The organism is Novosphingobium sp. GW835-FHT14H07, from assembly GCF_058793515.1.
The window spans coordinates 147,260-166,941 of record NZ_JBXAFX010000004.1 but is presented as its reverse complement, the minus strand read 5'-3'; the positions used below and the strand labels follow the sequence as shown (position 1 = coordinate 166,941).

Here is a 19,682-nt window from a genome sequence, read left to right as displayed (position 1 = left end):
CCTCAGGCGGCCTTGCGCCCGGAGATCCGCTCGACCGGGAAACGATCGAGCAGACGCTCCAGCACAGCGACGCCGACAGCCCCTGTCGGCACATAGAGCTTCAGCTTCCACGAGACGATCTCGGAGATCAAGCCCAGCGATTTGAGGCGCTCCACACCCAGGTTGTTGAACCCGGTGAGTTCGATCCGCCAGTCGTTCATCGCCCGAACACGCTGGAGCTTCTGGTTCTGCGCCAGAAGCAGCGCGGCTTCGTCCGACATCAGCATCGTCATCGCGTCCTCGCCTGACACTGTGACCGGTCCGTCATCATTGGCCAAACGCGCCGCCCAGGTCGGAGAGACGCGGCGGCCGATGATCCGCTCGCCGTCATCACTCTGAAGCCGATAGACGCGGGTCGATTCGTCGGGCAGCAGCTTCCAGATCGGCAGCAGCAGCCCAGAGACCATATGCAGCGTCGTCGTCTCATAGTCAGACAGCGTCGCAAGCTCCGCCGACCAGGCCGTACTGAAGGCGTCGCGCTCCACTTCCTCCCACTGGCTGGCAAGCAGCATTTCGGCCGGGATCACGCTGTCAGTGAGCGGCCAGACCAGGCGCACGCGCGGATGAATCGCACCGTCATCATCGGTCACGCTGCGCGCCCGCCGCTGGATCGCGGCCTTGCCGGTCCGGGCGTTCACCAGCAGCTTCGCCCCGCGATTGTCGGCCTGAGTCAGTGCCTCGTCCAGCGACAGCGGCCTCAGCCGATCCTTGCGCTCGATCCTCAGCAGCTCGGTCTGCGCGCCGGTGCCTGGATGGGTGTAGATCGGCGCGCGGCCTGTGATGCGGAAGCTCTCGGCCTGCAACGTCTCGAGCCCGATCTCATAGCTGCCCGACGCCTGAGCCTGTTCGATCCGCGCGGTGAGCAGCCCCTCGAACGCCTCGAACAGCAGGTTCTGCATGGCGACGGTGAGCGCCAGCATGCGGTTGAGGAAGATGTTGATACCGGGCAGATCATCCTTGAGGCCGCCGTCGCTGTCGAGCAGCGACAAGCCGGTCGCCGCCTCGAAGCGGGCGAGCGAGCAGCCCTCGACCTTGCCGCGCGCGAGCAGCACATAGAGCTGACGCAGCGCATCGCGCGCATACCACGATTCCAGATTGTCCTCGGGCCTGAACATATTCTGCCCGCCGGTCTGGCGCTGGCCGCGCGTGATCGCACCCAGCGAATCGAGGCGTCGGGCGATGGTCGAGATGAAGCGCTTCTGCGCCTTCACATCGGTCGAGACCGGCCGGAACAGCGGAGGCTGCTTCTGATTGGTGCGATTGGTGCGCCCGAAGCCCTGGATGGCGGCATCGGCCTTCCAGCCCGCTTCGAGCAGATAATGGACGCGGCGGCGCTGGTTCACCGCGCCGAGATCGGCATGATAGCTGCGCCCCGTGCCGCCCGCCTCGGAAAAGACCAGGATGCGCTTCACATCGCTCTGGAAGGCATCAGTCTCGTGCAGCGCCGCCGAGGCCGGACGGTTCTCGACCGCGAAGCGCACCGTGCCGTCATCGTTCGTCTTCGGCACCACGCGCCGCGACCGGCCCGTCACCTCCGCCACCATCTCCGTCCCGAAATGCTGGACGATCTGGTCGAGCGCGCCGGGAACGGGCGGCAAGGCCGCAAGCCGCTCGATCATCGCATCACGCAAGCGCACCGCCTCGCGGTTGATGATCGGATTGCCCTCTGCGTCATGAGCCGGCCGGGAGGAAAGATTGCCGTCGCCATCGGTGAACGGCTCATAGAGCTGCACCGGGAAGCTGTGCTGCAGGTAGGAGAGAACGCCGTCGCGCGGCGTGATATCCACCGAGACGTCATTCCACTCGTCGGCGGGGATTTCAGCCAAGCGGCGCTCCTGCATCGCCTCGCCGGTCGAGACGATCTGGACCACGGCGGCATGGCCCGCCTCCAGATCGCGCGCGATGCTGGCGATGACGCTGGGCGTCTGCATGCTGGTGATGAGATGGTTGAAGAAGCGCTGGAGCATTCCCTGATAGGCGGATTTGGCCTGCGCCTTGGCCTGGCGGTTGAGCGTGCCCTGCGAAGCGCTGGTGACACCCGCCGCTTGGAGCGCGGCGTCGAGATTGTTGTGAATCACTTCGAACGCCGAGGCATAGCTGTCATAGATGCGCACCTGCTCAGGTGTCAGCCGGTGCTCGAGCATCTCATATACGACACCATCGAAGGACAGCGAACGCGCCGCATAGAGCCCCAGCGCCTTCAGATCCCTCGCGAGCACCTCCATCGCCGCGACCCCGCCATTCTCGATCGCGGTGACGAACTCCCCGCGCGTCGCGAAGGGAAAGTCGTCGCCGCCCCAGAGGCCGAGACGCTGGGCGTAGGCGAGGTTCTGCACGGTAGTTGCGCCGGTCGCCGAGACGTAGACGATGCGCGCATTGGGCAGCGCGTGCTGAAGCCGGAGCCCCGCACGGCCCTGCTGCGAAGGCGCGACATCGCCACGCGCGCCTTTGCCGCCGGCGGCATTGGCCATCGCGTGGGCCTCGTCGAACACGATCACCCCGTCGAAGTCCGCGCCGAGCCATTCGACAATCTGCTCGACGCGCGATTTCTTGCCCCCGCGCTCCTGCGAGCGCAGTGTGGCATAAGTCGTGAACAGCACGCCTTCGTCGAGGCGGATGGCGCTGCCCTGCTTGAAGCGCGAAAGCGGCGTCACCAGCAACCGTTCCTGCCCGAGCGCGGACCAGTCGCGCTGGGCATCCTCCAGCAACCGATCGGAGACCGACAGCCACAGCGCCTTGCGACGGCCTTTGAGCCAATTGTCGAGGATGATCGCGGCGACCTGCCGACCTTTCCCCGCGCCGGTGCCGTCACCGAGGAACCAGCCACGCCGGAACTTGACCGCCCCTTCGGCATCCTCCGCCGCAGCGGTCACAACATCGCAGGTGGCATCCACGTTCCACGCGCCCGACAGATGCCCGCAATGGGCTTCGCCCGCATAGATCACGGATTCGATCTGCGCATCGGAGAGGATGCCCAGCGTGGCGAGCTGGGGCGGCAGATGCGGCCGGTAGGAGGGCCTGGGCGGCGCGACCGAGGCCATCGCGGCGGACTGGACCAGCGGCGTCGGGTGTGCGCCTGCGCCAGGGATCACGATCGACTGGAGTGCATAGGGCTCGTAGATGCTCTCGCCGAGCCGATCGGCGGGCGGCGTCCAGTCGGTCGTCTCATATGCCTGTTCGACCGTTTCGGCTTCCGGGCCAGCGGGCACAGAGGGCGACACGGCGATCCGCGCCTTTGCCGAACCGCGCGGAACCGACGCCGTGACCGGCAGGGGCGTGACAGGCGATGGTGTGATCGGCGAGCGCGGCGGCACCTGATCCAGCACCCAGCCCAGCAGCGTGGCAGTATCGGGTGCCTTGCCGGCACTCTCGACGAACCGGCCTGGATCCTCCGCAGGCAGCTTGTCGATCACGGTCAACCGCGTGTCGATGGTCGTGCCGTGCTTCGCATAGATCTTGCCGTCGATCACGGCGGTGAACACGACGCGGGCCTCGGTTTGCAGGCGCGTGAACGGGCCGCGCCACTCCGAGGACGCCGGCGCACAGTTCGCGCCCGTGATCGCGACCAGCCGGCCGCCGGGTTCGAGCCGGGCCAGCGCGGATTCGATATGGCGCATTGCGGCGTCGCGCATGGTGCGGTCGACATGGGCCACGGCCGAGAAAGGCGGGTTCATCAGCACGACGGTGGGACGGATCGCAAGTCGCAGCCGGTCGTCGATCGAGGCGGCATCATGGTTCGAGACGGCGATGCCCGGAAACAAAACCCCAAGCAGTGCGGCGCGGATCTCGGCCCACTCGTTGAGCGTCAGGCCTGCCCGCGCCAGCACGGCATGGACCGCCAGCATGCCGGTGCCTGCCGAAGGTTCGAGCACATGATCGCCGGGTACGAGCGCAGCGGCGAGCGCGGCGACATAGGCAAGGCCCGGCGGCGTCGAATATTGCTGGAGCGCCTGGGAGGTTTCCGAGCGGCGGGTGTGTGTTGGCAGCAGTGCCGCGACCCGCTCGATCAATGCCAGCGCACTGGCGGGCGCACGGCCGATGATCGTCTGGCCATAGCGGCGAAGGAACAGGATCTCGGCGGCCTCGCAGGCGTCATAGGCGCTCTTCCAGTCCCACGCGCCTTCGGCGTCGGTTCCGCCGAACGCTTGCGACATCGCCGCGCGCAAGGTTGCGGCATCGATCGGACGCCCGGCCTCCAGGCTGGGCAGGAGGCCGCGCGCGGCAGCGAGCAGGGCAAGCCCCTGCAAGGCAAAGCCGGGTGCGGTCGGGAGGGGCGCGGCGCAAAGCGCCGCGTCGGACAGGATCTGGGTCATGGAGGCAAGTCTCCGGGAGAGCGAGAAAGGGCGAAGCCCGCCGGACGCTCTCTCTGGGCCCGGCCGGGTTCTCCCTTCCCGGCCAAGCCTCTCCCTCTCACCCGGGCTCGATATCGAGGTCCTCCTCGACGCCCAGCGCCTTCAGCCGCGCATGATCGACGCTGCGCACGATCTCATAGTCGTCCGACATATACGCATAGTCGCCGGCCCAGACGTCGCCGAGCAAGCCCCAGGTGCCATCGGGCCAGACCGCAACATCGTCAGGGCCATGAGGGAGCGTGTGATCGGTCATAAGCTGTCTCCTGTTCCTCTGGCGGAACCATTCCCGCCGACGCCGGAAACAAGAGGCCGTACGAGGCCGTCACCGAGCATGTGCGAGGGAAACCCCTTGCGGGTTGACGGACATGAGACCGAGCCTCTTACCGAACGTCGATCCGGCGAGAAGATCAGACACGAGGACGGGAAGATCGCGGCTGGCCGTCATGCCGCGGAACGCCACCAGATGATACGCTCCTGCCGACTGGCCCTGGCGAGCCACAACAGCAGGTCGCCGTGGCACGGCAGCGGTGCGCAATAGCAGACGAGATCACATCCACGCAGTTCGTCGAGCGCCCGCAGAAGCTGATGCTGGCGGCGTAGCCAGCGCGAATATCTGGCGATGACCTCGGCGCGATCGCCATCGCGGCCGATGACGAACGGATTGCCCCATTTCGAGCCGCGTCCGATATAGACAGCGTTTTCAGGAACGCCTGCCAGTCGCTTGTTGAGCACCTTGCACATCTGTCGTCTCCGCGCCGCCAGCACGACGGCATGCGAGCGCGAGAGGCACGGGTCAGGTCCGGACGTCACCGGAGGGGAACGGCTTGCCCGTTGATGATCGGCAAGGCCGTGCCAAAGCCAGCGATGCCGCTGTGCGGGGCGAGCCGGATGATGCACGCGCCTCTGGCTGGCGGGCATGAAAAATGCCCGTCCCGATATGCGGAACGGGCATCGATCAGGCTGGTATCGGTTGATGGCGCGCGCGGGATCGATCACGAAACCGTGGCGTCCGGCGCTATATTCGGCGGTGGGCACGAGCCATGTACACCTGTCCGATCCGTCGCGACGGCCGCCAATCGCGGCTATGGTCTCGATGAAACCCGGATGCCGTTTCGACGTGACCGCCGAGATCACCACCCAGTCTGCGGTATGCTCGCGCTCGAACCGCTGCCGGTCACGGGTGAACGATTCCTCAGCACGCAGCATTCGGCCATGAACCGCCTCCCAGGTATCGGGCTCCCAGTCGCGGAGCGTCCGGTCGGCGGATCGTTTCTCCCGGTCGGTGAAGAGGTCGGGATAGCCGACCGCAACCCGCGCCCAGTCACCGTCTTCTTCATACCACCCGCCCTTGAGCCGCAGTGCGGGATGCAGGGCGGCGTTGCGAGCGCGGTCTAGCTTGAATCCGCCATGCGAAGCGGTGGAATGACAGACCACACCCTCGGCATAGATGGTCGCGCCCTGTGACATGCCCCAGGGCGTCGAGACACGCATGCAGACCTCCTTGCGCCCAAGCGCCTCGCGCTGGGTGAGATGGAGCGCGACATCCTCGACATGCGCGCGAAAGCCGGCTTCGTCGGGAACTGTATCCTCGCTGCCATAGACATCGGCCTCGCTCCATTCCCCGATCGGACGCCGCAGCCGCCATCCCGACGCGAGACGCAGACCCGATGCGCACGGTAGCGCGATAAAGGCAAGGTCGCCGACCCGGGCCGCGAGATGTCCGTCGGCGCTGGTGCCATAGTCCGGAAGGATCGCGCTCATGCCACCCTCCTGTCGCCGTAAGCCAGCCTCGGCTTGTGATCGGGGCCGTAACTGCGCGTTCGCGCGAAGCTCGGATCATCGTCTTCGTCGACCAGATATTCGGTGACCTCCTCGGCATAGTCGGCGTCGATCACCGCCGGATGGACCGGGATCAGTCCCACCGCATGCCGGGCGCCGAACACCACGGCGTCGGCGGCTCGCATCGCCGCGCGATGATCGCATGCATCGACCGCCACCTTGATCCGGATAGTCGCATAGACATGCACGAAGTGCGGCCGTCTGCTCATGCCGCCCTCCCGAGCCGAACAGGCGCCGCGACCAGATCGGGATCAGCGACCTCCTCCATGACAGAACCGTGATAGCGATGCGCCGCGGCCCAGACTTCGGCAACGGCGCGGTTGGGCGCGAGATGGTGCAACTCCTCGCGGCCATCGCGGCGCGACACGACGCGAACCATACCGGCCTTGGGCTGGTCGGCGATCTCGAACCGGAGCTGGCTGGTGACGGTGTATATCCGGCGGACCACCATCAGGATCGTGCCGTGGCTCCCGTAATTGCCGAGATGGAGCGCGAAGGTTGCGGGCGATACATATCCAGACCCAAATTCCCGCCGTTGCCATCGTTCGACCAGCCGGCCCATGCCGTTTGCCTCATTCCACGCCCGCAGCTTGCGGGTGAACCGCGCTGGCGGACGCGGTTCGCCATTGGAGAAAGTGATCAGGCTGCCGAGTGGTGCGCTGTCGTAGATATGCTGTGCGGACATTTTCGTGCTCCTTGAAACGCGAAAGCCCGGCGCATGGCCGGGCTTTCGAGGGGGTGGTTGGAGAAGGGGAAAGAGTCAGGCGGAGGCTGCGCGCGCGAGCCGGATCGCCGCCATAGCGGCGCTGAATTCGAGACCGCGAAGCTGCTCGTCCAAATCGAGCGTCGGGAGCAACGCAAGACAGGCCTGCCGGATCTGCTCGTCGGTGACTGTCACCCCGGCGGCGTCGGTGCCCTCACTAGCCTGCTGGATATTCGCCGCCATAGAACGGATCTCGGCTTCCTTGAGCGTCAGGACCGGATGTTTGCCATGACCGGGGGCGCATCCCAGATCGCCGTAGTCGCACCTGTCGAGCAGCCGCGCCTCCATCTCGCTGGTCGAACTGGAGAGGGTATGATCGGCCGTCACTACGGTAACGCTGCCGCCAAAGCCATCGGGCCGCATCTTCGTACAGGTCCATGCGGAAGTGATGACGACATGATCCAGTTCCTCGCATCGCCGGACGATCTGCTGGAAGATCACTTCCACGCCCAGATCGGACAGGTCGAGTTCCAGTTCCAGTTCGGTCTCCTCGGGTGAGACGTCAGTCAGCTTGGCGCGGATCATCTCGACGACAGGGCCGGACGGCGTCGGTTCGTCCGCCAGCAGGGATTTGATATCGGCAATGTCGAGCCAGACTGTATCGCACGGTCCATCACTGGCGAAGAAATAGACTGCATCGTCATCGCTCTCATGCTCGAATATCTGGCAAAGCAAGGCATGTTCGAGCGGGGTGATTGCGGCGAGCGGGATGCTCGGTCGCACGACGGTCGGCGAATGATAATCAGCCATGATCAGATCTCCAGATATACAAAAAGCCCGACGCGACGGCAGGGCTCGGTGGTTGAAAGGTTGAAAGGCGACGACCGGCTACCCCCAGTCGAAGACGGGCAAGTCGTCGATCTCGTGGGCATCGCGGTCGAAGTTGATGTATTCCGCCCCGAACGAACGGGCGTGCGCCATGATCGCGGCAAGATCGTCCGGCACATCCTCGCCGGGCTCCTCGCTGGCCCAGACGAACCAGCCATAGGGCGTCGATGACGCGATCACGTCCGACCTGCCAACGTAACTGCGCGCATCAGGCGAAAGGTGCGCCGTAGAGCAATCGAGGAAGAGGCGCAGCGGATAGATGACGCTCATGGCTGCCCTCCCGCGATCACCGTCGTCATGGTTGGCCGCTCCGGGGCGCCGGCGGCGAAAGGATCGACATCGCGGCGGATCGGCTGCGCGCGTCCCATCCAGGGCTCGGGCCTGATGCAGCGCACCCAATCGGCGAAGCTGGGAATAAATCCCAGATCTTCTCGAACGTGCTGTTCACCGATCAGCCGAACCGGAACAACCCTACCCGTTGAAAGGGTTATAGTTGGACCAAATGCCCTCTCCAGTTCGAATATACCTTGGGCGTGGTGCCGGAGCGCCCGGTGGCGGAAATCCGCTGTGATCTCCTTGGACGGCTGATCGAACCACTGGTGCAGCGCCAGATAGTCTTCCGGCACGCTGCCCCATTTGCGGACCGAGGAAAGCGCGTGATGATAGCAATGTCCCATCGCCGCCTCACCATTCATGCCAATAGGATTCGGACGAGGTGAACCGCTCATTATAATCGAGCGCGATGGTGCCGGCGGTCACGTCGAAGGTGAACTCGCCATAGGCGCCATCGTTGTTCTCCCAACCGCAATGCTTCTGGCGGAGCAGATCGTAGCAGAGGTCTTCGATCGCTTCGCCGGGCGACAGATTGTTGGCGACGGGTTGGTCGGCACCATGGTCGAGCATCATCACTTCGACCGTCCCGACCGGCATTTCGACCTGCTCGTCAGCGCGGAAGGGGGCAATGTCCTCGATCTGGCCGCTGTCACCGCCTCCGTCGAAGGTGACGATGACGCGCGTGATGCCCGCCGAGGCGAGGACCGCGAACAGCCTGGCCTTGTTGTCGGGAAGGAGATGGGCAGCGCGTGCCTCCCATTCGCGAAAGCGCGCCAAGATCGCGTCCATGTCGATCACGGGCTGAGGAGTATCGGTCATTGCTATTCTCCGGAACGGCAAAAGCCCGGCGCTGCGACCGGGCTTTCTGAGAAAAAGGGAAGGATATGACGGGACGGTGCGTCATTCGCGCAAAGCCCCGCTGGCTACGTCGGCGATCCATGCGGCCGCCTCGTCGAAATCGGCGTCATCGTCTTCGACGAGCCGGGCGAGCGCGACGGCGCCCTCGCGGCCCAAATGACCAAGACGGTGCAAGGCGGCGTGCAGGACAGGCGCCAGGCGGTCGGCGCTGGCGGTCTCAAGATTGGCAACAGACATGGCTCGATCCTTCAGGAACGGATTGGAAGGAGGCGGGGCAGCGAAATGCCACCCCGCCCGGAGGTTCAGGCCGCTTCCGGCAGCGCCTCGCCGTCGTCATTGCCGGCAACGGCGCCAGCCTCGACCAGCTCTTCATCGAGGAAGGCCGGAAGCGTGGTGGCCTCATCGACTTGCCCCTCCGGTTCGCCAGCCTGCGCGGCATCCACCAGCACCGGCGTGCGCATCGGTTCGGGCAGCCAGTCGCCGTCCTCGAGCAGCCGTTCGGCCTCGCGGGCCATGTCGGCCTTCTTGAGATGGTCGATCATCTCCGCGAACTTCGCGCCCTTGGCCTCGGCCACATCGGCGATGATCCGCTGCTTGGTGACGCTGCCGAGATAGCCTGCGACCGTCGGCCGCCAGCCCGCGCCGACTAGATCCAGCCCGACCGCCCGGGCAAGGACATGGCTATGCTCGACCCGGCGCTCGATGCTGCTCTTCGAGATGCGGCCATTGTCATACTTGGGCACCACCTCCTGTTGCGCGTTCAGAACCCGCGAAGCGCAATGCGCGAAGAGCGCGGCCTGCTCGTTGCCGTCGAGCGCCAGCAGAGCTTCCCACAAATTCTTGTCAGAATCGGGGAGCCGGTCGGCCCAGCGCTTGTGCCGCTCGGCGATCGACCGCGCCGGCGCGCTGTCGCGCAGTCCCGTGGTCGAGAAGCCGAAGGACGCTTCATGGAGCGAGATCTGCAGGCAGGATTCGCGTGTCGAAGAATAGAAGCAATCGAGCACGAAGGCATGCAGCACCGCCGCGAAGGCAGTCGAGGGCGACTGCGCGAACGCATCCTGCAGCGCCAGCGTGCGCCAGGCGGTGAGTTCTGCGACGAGCCGGTCGGGCAGCGGCTTGACCACCTCGCCATCCTCATCGTCCTCATCCCCGGATGCCGCGCTGATCGGAACGACATTGGAGACGCCCGGACCGGCCGCTTGATCCTCGTCCGCCGCGTCGTCATCACCTGTCTCGGCGCGATGTCCGGCATGACCGTCCACGCCGACATCTTCCGCGCCTTCGATCTCGATCACCGGCTCATCCTCGGGGCGGACATAGCCGCGCTCGACCGCGAGCGTGCCGTCGACCTCGATCGACAGGAACGCGCCGGCGATGACCATATCCCGCGCCTCGAAGCTCATCGGCCGTTCGACCAGCATGCCGATAGCGGCATCGATCGCCTCGATCCGCGCCTGGACCTCATCGGGCACCTCGGGCGCATCGGCCCATTCGGCTTCAAGCTCCTCGATCTCGGTCTGGAGCGCGGCGAGCTTCGCTTCCTCCTCGCCGGTCATGGCAAGCTCGACTCCGTCGATCTCGCGCAGGCCGTTGGTCACGCCCCAGGGCATGTCGATGGCGGTCGCGACCCATTTCCAGCCCTCGGCAGCGATGCGCTCGCCTTCCGCCTGGAGCTTCTCGCCAACGAGGCGGTCGAGCAGCGCGGGATCGGTCAGCCAGCCGCCATCATCGGGCTCGAACAGGTCGCGCATGACACAGCCGCCCGCCGCGACATAGGCTTCGACGCCAATGAATCGCACCCGCTTGTCGCGCGCGCGCACTGTGTTCTCGGTGAGCTTCTGGCGGATATAGGCGCCCGACTTGTTATAGCTGTGCGCGAGCATCTCCCAGACCTGTTCCTGACGCGCATGATCGTCGGAGACGGCGAAGGCCATGAGCTGTTCGAGCGTCATGCCGTCCTCGGCATAGATGTCGTGCAGCTTGGGCGAAACCTTGGCGAGGCGCAGCCGCTGCGTGACCACCGCAGGCGTCACCAGGAAATGCGCGGCGATGGCTTCTACGCCTTCGCCCTTGTCGACCATCGCCTGCATGGCGCGGAACTGGTCGAGCGGATGGAGCTGCTCGCGGAAGGTGTTCTCGGCGAAGCTGTCCTCTTCGGCCGTGACGACATCATTGGCCGCCTTGACGACGCAAGGGATGGGCGCGTCCTTGGCGAGCCGCTTCTGCTGCACCAGCAGTTCGAGCGCGCGGAACCGCCGGCCACCGGCCGGCACCTCGAACTGGCCGGTCTCCTGACCCTCGCCGTCCAGCATGGGCCGCACATTGAGGCTCTGGAGCAGGGTGCGGCGCACGATGTCGGCGGCCAGCTCGCCGATCGACACGCCGGCTTTGACCCGGCGGACATTGGACTGGGACAGGACCAGACGGTCGAACGGGATGTCGCGCGAGCCGCTGAGGATGATCTTCGGAAGGCTTTTAGCCATCGGTTTTCTCCATGACGGGCCGCCGGAAGACTCTCTCCCGGCTCCCGGCCCGTCACGAAGCCCCGGCTTCCCTCTGCCTCTTTCGGGCCTGCCACCGGCAGGCCCGTTTCGCTCGCCCCCGGCGCGGCCCGGCGTCCTCACAGCACACCGGCGAGAACGAGAACCGCCGCCCAGCACAGGAGCGCGCCCAGAAGGATGACCAGCAGCGAAACACCGGGCGACAAGCGGGTTTCCTGGAGCCGGGCCTCATGGTCGGCGGTGTCCATGTCGGGTGTTGCCTCCATCACGAACCAGGCCGCGACAAAGGCGCGCAGGCGGGCGATGAGGGGATGCGAAGAGGTGGATCGGGTCATGGCATTCTCCATGACGAGCAGCCAGGAGACTCTCTCCCGGCTTCCTGCCCGTCACGAGACCCGCAGGGATACTCTCGCTCTTGGGTGCCGCCGCAGGCAGGCCGTCCACGCCCCTATGCTCCGACGTATGTCGGGCGCTGTTCACGGTCTGACGGGCATGTTGCTGTTGCCCGAGCGGGTCGGACCCGTCAGACGAGCCTGATGATCATTCGCGTCGAAACACCTGCCGACATCTCGACCATTCGCGCCCTGACCGAAGCCGCGTTCAAAAGTGTCGAACACAGTAGCCAGACCGAAGGCGCAATCGTCGATGCGCTCAGAGCCGCTGGCGCGCTCCCCCTCTCGCTTGTCGCGGAGCAGGATGGCAAGATCGTGGGGCATATCGCCTTCTCGCCGGTGCTGATCGACGGCAAGGATTTGGGCTGGTTCGGTCTGGGGCCGGTATCGGTCTGGCCCTACCTCCAACGCAGCGGCATCGGCAGCGCCTTGATCCTGGAGGGATTACAGCAGCTTCGGCAACGGGGTGCGGCCGGATGCGTGCTGCTCGGCGATCCCGATTATTATCGCCGCTTCGGGTTCAGCAGCGATGATGCGCTGCGCTACGGCGATGTTCCGCCGGAATATTTCCAGTCGTTGATCCTGTCAGGCGAGCCCTGCGCGGGCGAGGTTACCTACCATGAAGGGTTCGAGGCGCGCTGACAGCGCAGTTGAAGTCAGTCGTCTGCGTTGGAGCGTGCAGGCAAGGCACGAGGACGGGTCATCCACCGCAACCGGCTCGTCAGAATGTTCGATATTCGTTCTCATCGACGCATGGAACGAATCGAACGACAGCAACTGTCCGCTATCCTGCTTGCCGCGCCCGGCTGGGCGCGGGTCGGGCTGACGATGCCGGACGAGCGGATGCGCGAGCGCGCCGCAGACACGCTTGCGGCAACCATCATCGAAAGACTGGAAGGAACGCCCGGCCCCGACCCGGATCAGTTCAGGCTTCCGCTCTGAGCCCTTCGGTGCCGGCAGGCGCGGCGTCGAACACGCCCCGCCGGACCGCAAGACGATCGGAGAAGGTCACGACGTTCGTGCGCCCGTCGCGATCGATCTGCGTGAAGCGCAGCATATCCCCCTTGAGGATTTCGATCATCACCGGCGGCAGCTCGTCCAGCGGATCATGGAAGGTCTGGCGGTTCTTCGGCATCGGCGCCTCCGTGGGCCGGGATCGCTCGTCCATAGCATGGATCGGGATACAGTCCGATCACCGATGCTCGTCGGGCACATATTCCTCATGGCCCTGCCATACGATCTGGTCCCCTTCATAGATGGTGACGAAACCGCGCCTGCGTACGATTGGCTCCGGCGGCTTCGCCGAGAAGTTCAGGCATCCGAAAGTGTCGACCGTCGCCGAGAAGACCAGCGGCTTGCCGGCCTGCATCAGCACACGGTCGCAGGTGCCCGACGGACGCTTGACCCGCCGTTTCGACAGGCCGAGCTGGAAGGATTCATAGGCGCGGATTTCCCAATCGGACGGCGGCGACCAGTGCCGGCAGTATTTGCAGTAGCGCGGTCCCGGCGGTTCCTTGTTGTCCTCCTCGTCGAGCGCCGGCCCGCCATTGTGCCCAACACGGGCGCGCGGATCGCTCATCGCCCGCGTCCGTGTTCGAGCCAGGCACGCAGGCGCTGGCGCATCACGCCAATCCCGGCATTGATTTCGGTGATCTCGGCATCGGGGGTGATGCAGCGCATCTCGCGAAAGCCTTCGAGGAAGGCGCGCATGACCTTGAGGTAGAGGCCGCCACCGACCAGCGCGACGTCGGTGAAGGGCTGCGTGCCATGATAGCAGAGGCTGGCGATCTCGCAGCCGGGGTGCGAACCGTAGTTGTCGGGTTTGCTGGGCGACGGCGGACGCGGCCAGCGTGTTCCGATGCCGCCCGCGATCATGCGGGTCGCAAGGTCAGGCGACAGCCGCGCGTTATAGTCCTCGATCGGCCGGTCGCCCCCGCCGAAACCGTAGCGCGCGGAAAGGAACCCGACCCGCGCCAGACGGCGATCGGGATCGACGCTGCGCCAGGTCTGCCAGAGCGGCCCGTCATAGCGCTCCCACGCCGGCATCCATCCGGGATCATGGCGCTTGGTGGCCGAGCAGGCGAGAAACAGCAGACGGTGTGAAAAGCCTGCTGCGCGGGTCTGGGGCACATCGACGCGCACCACGCGGACTGGACGGCCTTGCTCCACCTCGGCGAGCCGCCCGATCAGGGCGATGTCGGCGTCGGTGCAGACACCCCGAACGTGGAAGGTCGCAAGGCCGTCGACTTCGACCGGCGGCACCGCATTGATGAACAGGATGCCGTGGCCGAGATTGCCGCAATATTGCGGGGCCTCGACAGGTTCATGTCCGGGCGTCGGCTCGATCCTGCGCTGGCCGACGCGCCTGAAGGCCTCGGCGAAGCAACGGGGATCGGGCGTGACGCGCGCCTGCGGACGGGCATGATATTTCCACGGCGGTCGCTCCGGATCGACCTTGCCGATGCGGATCTGGTGCAGCAGGTCCGCGAAGCTGGAGGGATCGGCCGGATAGGGACAATCCCGCCACGCCCGTCGGATCGTCTGGCGTTGTGCTTCGGGAAAGGCGAACAGGCTCGTCCGTGCTGATCGCCAGACGGCGGCGCGCGCGTCCCGCCGATCCTGCTGCTGGCGGGGCCACCATTCGGCCCGGCGCGCCATCTCCTCCTCGACGCTATGCTGCCCTCTGGCGATCAGCTCGGCGAAGAGCGGCAGCGCCTCGCGCTCGCGCCGCTGCTCATGGGCGAAGGCGGCGCGTTTGCGCGACGTCTCCTCATAGGAGGTGGGCCGGGGCCATTTGGCGAAGCGCATCACGCACCGCCTTTCGCGGTCCTGGCGGCCCGGTAGAGGATGCGTTCGGCCTCGACCAGCGAGCCAGCCCGGCGGGCCGCTCCGGCATAGACCGAAAGCGGGAATGCGCCTTCGAACAGGATGTCCCGCTCGATACCGAGGCCGAAGGGAAGCTGGATCGATTCCAGTTCCTCCAGCGCGAAACTGCCCAGTTCCGGACAGCCGAAACCGAGGTCCGCAAGGCCGAAGAAAATCCCGTCCTCATCCAACTCGGTCGCGAGCCAGGTGGCGGACCCAACGGGATTGAAGAAGCGGACCACGGGCGCCGGATCGGGTGCCGGCTCGCCGCGACGAAGCGCGTCGGCCCGGGCGAGGGCGATGGCGCGAAGCTGCTCGCGCAATTCGGGAGTCAGGAGGATCATGCCGCAGCCCTCCCTTCTGGCGCGATGGCGCAGTCGGGGGCCGGGTCGGGATCGTCGTCATTGGCGGCGAGTGCCGCTTCGGGCCGGAAAGCGAGGAGATAATCGGCGGCCTTGGACGCGGCGCTGGCGGCGCGCAGGATGGCGCGATTGTCCTCCCGGATGATTTCGAGCCAGGAGCCGATGTAATCCGCGTGACGGACAGTCGGCACAATTCCCAGAGCCGCACAGCAGTAAGCGGCTGAAATTTCGGCGATCATCTCTTCCCGCCCATATTCAGGCGATCCGAAGGCACCGCTCTGGTCGCGATTGAGACGCGAGGGGTGGCCCACCCAATGCGAGAGTTCGTGGAGGGCCGTCCGGTGCCAGTTTATGGGGTCGAAATAATCCTCCGGTCGGGGCACGGCGACATAATCGTGACGCGGCGAATAATAGGCTTGTGCCCCGCCGATCCGGAAATCGGCGCCGGTCGCATCGATCAGGGCTTGCGCTTGCGGCAGGATCATCCCTTCGGGGATCGGCGCCGGCGGTTCGCAGATATGCGCTGGCAGCCCGTCGCATTGCTCGACCGAGAAGACGGTGAAGCTCTTGAGGAAGGGGATGCCGCCAGACGGCTCGCGCCCCTCGTTCTCCGCGCGGCGCCGCTCCTCGCCGGGGATGAAGCGACGGGTATAGATGATCCCGACGCCATGCTCTCCGCGCCGGACGGAACCGCCGAGCGCGACCGCCTGGCGGAAGGTGAGGAAGGCGTGTCCGGCAAAGCCGCGTTCGACGACGGCGTTCCACAGGGTCAGGATATTGAGGCCGCTGTACCGCCGGTTGCTGACGGCATTATAGGGCATCCCGATTGCCGCGCGGGACGAGCCCCAGGGCTGCACCCAGGGCACGCGCCCGGTTTCGAGTTCAGTGATGATGCGGTTGGTGATCTGCTCGTAGAGGTTCGCCCGTTCGCCGGTCGGGCGGGTGCGGTGTGCCTGTGCCATGGCCTGTCTCCATGACGGGCCGGCGGCGAGCCTCTCTCGCAACCCTTAACCCGTCACGGCCATCCGGCTTTTCTTTCCCTCTAACGGGGCGCTACGGGGCGCGAGCCCCGTTCGAAGGGGTACGGCGAGACTCAGCGAAGCTGCGGCTTGCAGTCAGGGGAAGGCTTTCCCCTCCAAGAATCGAATTATACGCCAGCCCACGAAACAACGCGCCATCGTCAGAGGCTCGCGTGGTCGCCCGGTGGTCGCCCGAGCAAAAACAGGAGCAACGCACGCCTCATTGCCTTTCGGCAAAATATTGATTTTAAGAGAGAAATTGGAGCGGGCGAAGGGATTCGAACCCTCGACCCCAACCTTGGCAAGGTTGTGCTCTACCCCTGAGCTACGCCCGCTCGTGCGTTTCTGGCCGGTGGGAAGTGCCCCGTCCGGCTGGGGTGTGGGGGCCTCTAACGGCGACTCGGAAAGAGCGCAACACCAAAAATGCATCGAAGGCGAAGTCTTTCGCAAAACCCCCGATTCCCCTTGCCGAAGCGCGAAGCGTTCCCACATTGTGCGGCAAACCTGAAAACATCGACCGGAGACGCATCTTGGCCAGCATGGGGCTCAATCTCGACGAACAGAAGGCAGTGGACCGCTTCCGCAAGAACGTGGTCGAGCCGTCGATGGCCAAGCTCGTCATCCTGGATTTCTGGGCGGAGTGGTGCGGGCCGTGCAAGGCGCTCACGCCAGTGCTCGAAAAGGTCGCCGCAGAATATGCCGACAAGGGCGTGGTCCTCGCCAAGGTCAACGTCGACGAGGAACAGTTCATCGCCGCGCAGTTCCAGGTACGCTCGATCCCCACGGTCTATGCGATGTTTCAGGGCCAGCCGGTGGCGGACCTGACACCTGCGCGCACCGAATCACAGCTGAAGCAGTACCTCGACCAGATCCTCGCCAAGCTGCCGGTGCAGGCGGGCGAGCCCGAGCAGGACGTGACGCCGCTGCTTGCCATGGGCGAGGAAGTGCTGGCTGAAGGCGATGGCGAACGCGCTGCCAGCATCTTTGCCCAGATCGTCGAGATCGCGCCCGATAATGCTCAGGCCCACGCCGGCCTCGTGCGCGCATTGATCGCGGCAGGCCAGAAGGACGAAGCACAGGCCGTACTCGATTCGCTCGACCCCAAGCTCGCTGCGGATCCGGCCCTCGCTCAAGCGCGCTCCGCGCTGGCACTGGCCGAGGATGCGCCGGAAGAGGGCGAACTCGCTGCCCTGCGCGCTGCGGCGGCAGAACGCCCGGCCGACATGGACGCCCAGCTTGCCTTCGCCAACGGACTCTATGCCGCCGGCCAGCGAGACGAGGCTGCCGCCAAGCTCCTTGCCATGATCGCCGCCGACCGCGAGTGGAACGAGGGCGCGGCCAAGGCCCGCCTGCTGCAGATTTTCGAAGCGATCGGGCTGGAGGATCCCTGGGTTGCGGCCACGCGGCGCAAGCTCTCCGCCGTGCTGTTCGGTTGAGCGCGATGGGCGCGAGCGCAAACACGACGCGCCTGTCGATCTTCCCGCTGACAGGCGCGGTGCTCTATCCCGGCCTGCAACTGCCGCTGCATATCTTCGAACCCCGCTACCGTGCGATGGTGAGCGATTCACTGGCGCGTGATCGGCGCATCGCGATGATCCAGCCGCAATCGGCGGTCGATGGCGCGCCGCTGTTCAGCGTGGGCTGTGTCGGCAAGATCGCCGACGTCGAGGCGCTGGAGGACGGGCGGTTCAATCTCGTGCTTGAAGGCATCGCCAGGTTCCGCATGATCCGCGAACTGGACGTGACCACCCCGTTCCGCCAGATCGAAGCCGAACTCCTCGCCGACGACATGGCAGAAGCGCTCAGCGCGGTCGAGCGCGCTTCCTTCGAACAGGAAGCCCGCCGCTTCGCCGATGCGCAGGGCTATGCGGTCGATTGGGATTCGGTCGGACGGCTGGATGACATGTCGCTGATCAACGGCGTCTCGCAGATCGCCCCATTCGACGCAGCGGCCAAGCAGGCCTTGCTCGAAGCCGACTCGCTCGCCGCCCGCTGCGAGTTGCTGGTCCAGCTCATGCAGTTCTTCGGAAAGCGCGACAGCGACGATGGCGGGCGGGTGACGCTGCAGTAGTTGCAACGAACTTCAGAACTGGGCCTGAATTCCGTCAATCACGAACTGCGCTGCCAGAGCCGCCAGCAGCACGCCGAGCAGGCGGGTGATCACCGCCTCCACCTGCGAACCCAGCGCCCGGATCAGTGGCCGCGCCGCGACCAGCGCGATGAAGCTCAGCACCATCACCACGGCGAGCGCCCCAAGGATCACGGCGGTTTCCTCCAGCCCGTTGGCCCGTGCCGTCAGCAGCATCACCGATGCGATCGAGCCGGGGCCGGCCAGCATCGGCATGGCCATCGGGAAGACCGAGACGTCCTCCACCTGCGGCTGGGCGGACCGTACCTTCTCGGCCCGCTCCTCACGCCGTTCGGTGCGCTTCTCGAACACCATGTCGAGCGCGATCAGGAAGAGCATGATGCCGCCGGCAATGCGGAAGCTGTCGAGTTCGATGTGCAATGCGCCCAGCAGATCCTCGCCGAACAATGCAAAGACCAGCAGGATGCCGGTGGCGATCAGGCAGGCGCGCAAGGCCATGGAGAACGCCTGTTTCGCCGTCGCGTTGGCGGTGAGGCCCGCATAGATCGGCGCACAGCCGGGCGGGTCGATCACCACGAACAGCGTGACGAAGGCGGAGAGGAATAGCTGCAGCATCGCCTCAGGCTCCGTTCGCTTTGAAGTTGCGCGCGATCACTTCGCGCATCGCGCCGTCTTTCCAGATCCAAGCAGTGAAGCGACGGTTGCCGTCAGGCAGAACGGTCGAACGCCAGGCCAGGCTGCCGTCGCGCGATTGGCCGTCCTTGCTGTCGCCGCCTTCGGCTGCCGGAATGGCTCCGGCAAGCGGACGCATGGGCGGCAGCTTGCTGTCCTCCTTGCGCTCGCGCTTGCTGCCGGGCTGCGGCGCTGGGTCTCCCGGCGGACGAGGACGGGCCGGGCAATCGGCAACCTTGCCCTCGGCCCAGTCCACCTCGCGCAAGGGCGAGGCGAGGTCCTGCCCGTCATCGAGCACCCATTTCCAATCGACCTTGCCCTTGAACTGGCGCTGCCACACGGTGACGTATTCGCCGTCCCCTCCCGACGGTCCCTGCCATGCGCCATAGGTCAGCCCTGCGGTGCCGTCACAGCTGATCCATGCAAGGTGCGGAGCCCACTTTACCGTCGCGGGCGGGTCCTTGCGGTCCTTGAGCAATGTCCTGGCCAGCTGGCGTCCGTCTTCGAACATCTCGGCGGTCTCGTCCGCCGTCTCGCGGAAGGCGGTCCATTGTCCCCTCTCCCGCGCCAGCCGGGCAAAGCCGATGTCCGCGGCGATCAGCGCAGAAGGATTGGCATAGGCGCGCTGCGGGCGGCCAGGCCCTTGCGAATCCGGGGCCGATTGAGAGAGTGCGGGCGTGGCTGCAAGGAGGAATGCGAGGGGGATCAGGCGCTTCATCACACCAGCCTAGCCGATGCGCTGCAGCCTGCCCACCCCGCCAAACCTATCC

23 protein-coding genes and 1 tRNA gene are annotated in these 19,682 nt (G+C 65.8%); 4 read left to right on the top strand and 20 right to left on the bottom strand.

The genetic code is table 11. The features are described 5' to 3' along the window. Positions 1-2: 2 nt before the first annotated feature. From AC1Q5P_RS05835 to AC1Q5P_RS05780, 12 genes are all read right to left on the bottom strand, one after another. On the bottom strand, positions 3-4,352 hold the full coding sequence (locus AC1Q5P_RS05835) for a strawberry notch-like NTP hydrolase domain-containing protein (RefSeq protein WP_492518418.1): 4,350 nt from the start codon (positions 4,350-4,352) through the stop codon (positions 3-5). 97 nt (positions 4,353-4,449) lie between these two features. After that, positions 4,450-4,644 carry a hypothetical protein gene (locus AC1Q5P_RS05830; RefSeq protein ID WP_492518417.1) on the bottom strand — a complete coding sequence of 65 codons (195 nt, stop codon included), beginning with the start codon at positions 4,642-4,644 and terminating at the stop codon, positions 4,450-4,452. 188 nt (positions 4,645-4,832) lie between these two features. Continuing rightward, the gene (locus AC1Q5P_RS05825) at positions 4,833-6,152 is read right to left on the bottom strand and encodes a DUF4326 domain-containing protein (RefSeq protein ID WP_492518416.1); all 1,320 of its coding nucleotides are present in this window, start codon (positions 6,150-6,152) and stop codon (positions 4,833-4,835) included. Next, positions 6,149-6,439: a hypothetical protein gene (locus AC1Q5P_RS05820; protein ID WP_492518415.1), complete on the bottom strand. Its 291-nt coding sequence runs from the start codon at positions 6,437-6,439 to the stop codon at positions 6,149-6,151. Before AC1Q5P_RS05820 ends, AC1Q5P_RS05825 begins: the two co-directional genes overlap by 4 nt. Then, positions 6,436-6,915 (bottom strand): UCP036055 family protein, encoded by a 480-nt coding sequence (locus AC1Q5P_RS05815; RefSeq protein WP_492518414.1) that lies wholly within the window; start codon positions 6,913-6,915, stop codon positions 6,436-6,438. The genes AC1Q5P_RS05820 and AC1Q5P_RS05815 overlap by 4 nt, the downstream gene beginning before the upstream one ends. Positions 6,916-6,990: 75 nt before the next feature. Then, a complete protein-coding gene (locus tag AC1Q5P_RS05810) occupies positions 6,991-7,743 on the bottom strand; it encodes a hypothetical protein (RefSeq protein ID WP_492518413.1) in 753 nt (250 codons plus the stop codon). A 78-nt stretch (positions 7,744-7,821) separates the two neighbouring features. Beyond that, positions 7,822-8,091, bottom strand: coding sequence for a DUF5983 family protein (locus AC1Q5P_RS05805; RefSeq protein ID WP_492518412.1), 270 nt, complete (start codon positions 8,089-8,091; stop codon positions 7,822-7,824). Continuing rightward, positions 8,088-8,498: a DUF6915 family protein gene (locus AC1Q5P_RS05800; protein ID WP_492518492.1), complete on the bottom strand. Its 411-nt coding sequence runs from the start codon at positions 8,496-8,498 to the stop codon at positions 8,088-8,090. Before AC1Q5P_RS05800 ends, AC1Q5P_RS05805 begins: the two co-directional genes overlap by 4 nt. Before the next feature lie 7 nt (positions 8,499-8,505). After that, positions 8,506-8,973, bottom strand: a complete 468-nt coding sequence (locus AC1Q5P_RS05795; protein ID WP_084277436.1) for a DUF6878 family protein — start codon at positions 8,971-8,973, stop codon at positions 8,506-8,508. Positions 8,974-9,054: 81 nt separating this feature from the next. Further along, the gene (locus AC1Q5P_RS05790; protein ID WP_084277437.1) at positions 9,055-9,249 is read right to left on the bottom strand and encodes a hypothetical protein; all 195 of its coding nucleotides are present in this window, start codon (positions 9,247-9,249) and stop codon (positions 9,055-9,057) included. 65 nt (positions 9,250-9,314) lie between these two features. After that, positions 9,315-11,495 (bottom strand): ParB/RepB/Spo0J family partition protein, encoded by a 2,181-nt coding sequence (locus tag AC1Q5P_RS05785; protein ID WP_492518411.1) that lies wholly within the window; start codon positions 11,493-11,495, stop codon positions 9,315-9,317. Between the two features lie 137 nt (positions 11,496-11,632). Beyond that, entirely contained in the window at positions 11,633-11,848 is a 216-nt protein-coding gene (locus AC1Q5P_RS05780) for a hypothetical protein (protein ID WP_139797294.1), read from the bottom strand. 201 nt (positions 11,849-12,049) lie between these two features. On the opposite strand from AC1Q5P_RS05780, the gene AC1Q5P_RS05775 reads away from it, so the two are divergent. After that, positions 12,050-12,547: a GNAT family N-acetyltransferase gene (locus tag AC1Q5P_RS05775; protein ID WP_084277440.1), complete on the top strand. Its 498-nt coding sequence runs from the start codon at positions 12,050-12,052 to the stop codon at positions 12,545-12,547. Positions 12,548-12,658: 111 nt separating this feature from the next. Beyond that, complete coding sequence (locus AC1Q5P_RS05770; RefSeq protein WP_139797295.1) at positions 12,659-12,847, top strand: DUF6771 family protein; 189 nt, start codon at positions 12,659-12,661, stop codon at positions 12,845-12,847. On the opposite strand, the gene AC1Q5P_RS05765 is transcribed toward AC1Q5P_RS05770, so the two are convergent. The 6 genes from AC1Q5P_RS05765 to AC1Q5P_RS05740 all read right to left on the bottom strand — a co-directional run bounded on the left by AC1Q5P_RS05765 (position 12,831) and on the right by AC1Q5P_RS05740 (position 16,486). Then, positions 12,831-13,040, bottom strand: coding sequence for a hypothetical protein (locus AC1Q5P_RS05765; RefSeq protein ID WP_139797296.1), 210 nt, complete (start codon positions 13,038-13,040; stop codon positions 12,831-12,833). The genes AC1Q5P_RS05770 and AC1Q5P_RS05765 overlap by 17 nt on opposite strands. 57 nt (positions 13,041-13,097) lie before the next feature. Continuing rightward, entirely contained in the window at positions 13,098-13,484 is a 387-nt protein-coding gene (locus tag AC1Q5P_RS05760) for a hypothetical protein (RefSeq protein ID WP_492518410.1), read from the bottom strand. Further along, positions 13,481-14,713 (bottom strand): hypothetical protein, encoded by a 1,233-nt coding sequence (locus tag AC1Q5P_RS05755; protein ID WP_492518409.1) that lies wholly within the window; start codon positions 14,711-14,713, stop codon positions 13,481-13,483. The genes AC1Q5P_RS05760 and AC1Q5P_RS05755 overlap by 4 nt, the downstream gene beginning before the upstream one ends. Beyond that, on the bottom strand, positions 14,713-15,114 hold the full coding sequence (locus tag AC1Q5P_RS05750; protein WP_492518408.1) for a DUF2958 domain-containing protein: 402 nt from the start codon (positions 15,112-15,114) through the stop codon (positions 14,713-14,715). The genes AC1Q5P_RS05755 and AC1Q5P_RS05750 overlap by 1 nt, the downstream gene beginning before the upstream one ends. Continuing rightward, positions 15,111-16,094: an ArdC family protein gene (locus AC1Q5P_RS05745; protein ID WP_492518407.1), complete on the bottom strand. Its 984-nt coding sequence runs from the start codon at positions 16,092-16,094 to the stop codon at positions 15,111-15,113. Before AC1Q5P_RS05745 ends, AC1Q5P_RS05750 begins: the two co-directional genes overlap by 4 nt. A gap of 317 nt (positions 16,095-16,411) precedes the next feature. Further along, positions 16,412-16,486 (bottom strand) — tRNA-Gly (locus AC1Q5P_RS05740). A 204-nt stretch (positions 16,487-16,690) separates the two neighbouring features. On the opposite strand from AC1Q5P_RS05740, the gene AC1Q5P_RS05735 reads away from it, so the two are divergent. Beyond that, complete coding sequence (locus AC1Q5P_RS05735; RefSeq protein ID WP_492518406.1) at positions 16,691-17,587, top strand: tetratricopeptide repeat protein; 897 nt, start codon at positions 16,691-16,693, stop codon at positions 17,585-17,587. 5 nt (positions 17,588-17,592) lie between these two features. After that, on the top strand, positions 17,593-18,222 hold the full coding sequence (locus tag AC1Q5P_RS05730; protein ID WP_492518405.1) for an LON peptidase substrate-binding domain-containing protein: 630 nt from the start codon (positions 17,593-17,595) through the stop codon (positions 18,220-18,222). Positions 18,223-18,234: 12 nt separating this feature from the next. Here AC1Q5P_RS05730 and AC1Q5P_RS05725 read toward each other — a convergent pair whose 3' ends face one another. Further along, complete coding sequence (locus tag AC1Q5P_RS05725; RefSeq protein ID WP_039332992.1) at positions 18,235-18,855, bottom strand: MarC family protein; 621 nt, start codon at positions 18,853-18,855, stop codon at positions 18,235-18,237. 4 nt (positions 18,856-18,859) lie between these two features. Continuing rightward, positions 18,860-19,630 carry a hypothetical protein gene (locus AC1Q5P_RS05720; RefSeq protein ID WP_492518404.1) on the bottom strand — a complete coding sequence of 257 codons (771 nt, stop codon included), beginning with the start codon at positions 19,628-19,630 and terminating at the stop codon, positions 18,860-18,862. Positions 19,631-19,682: the final 52 nt, after the last annotated feature.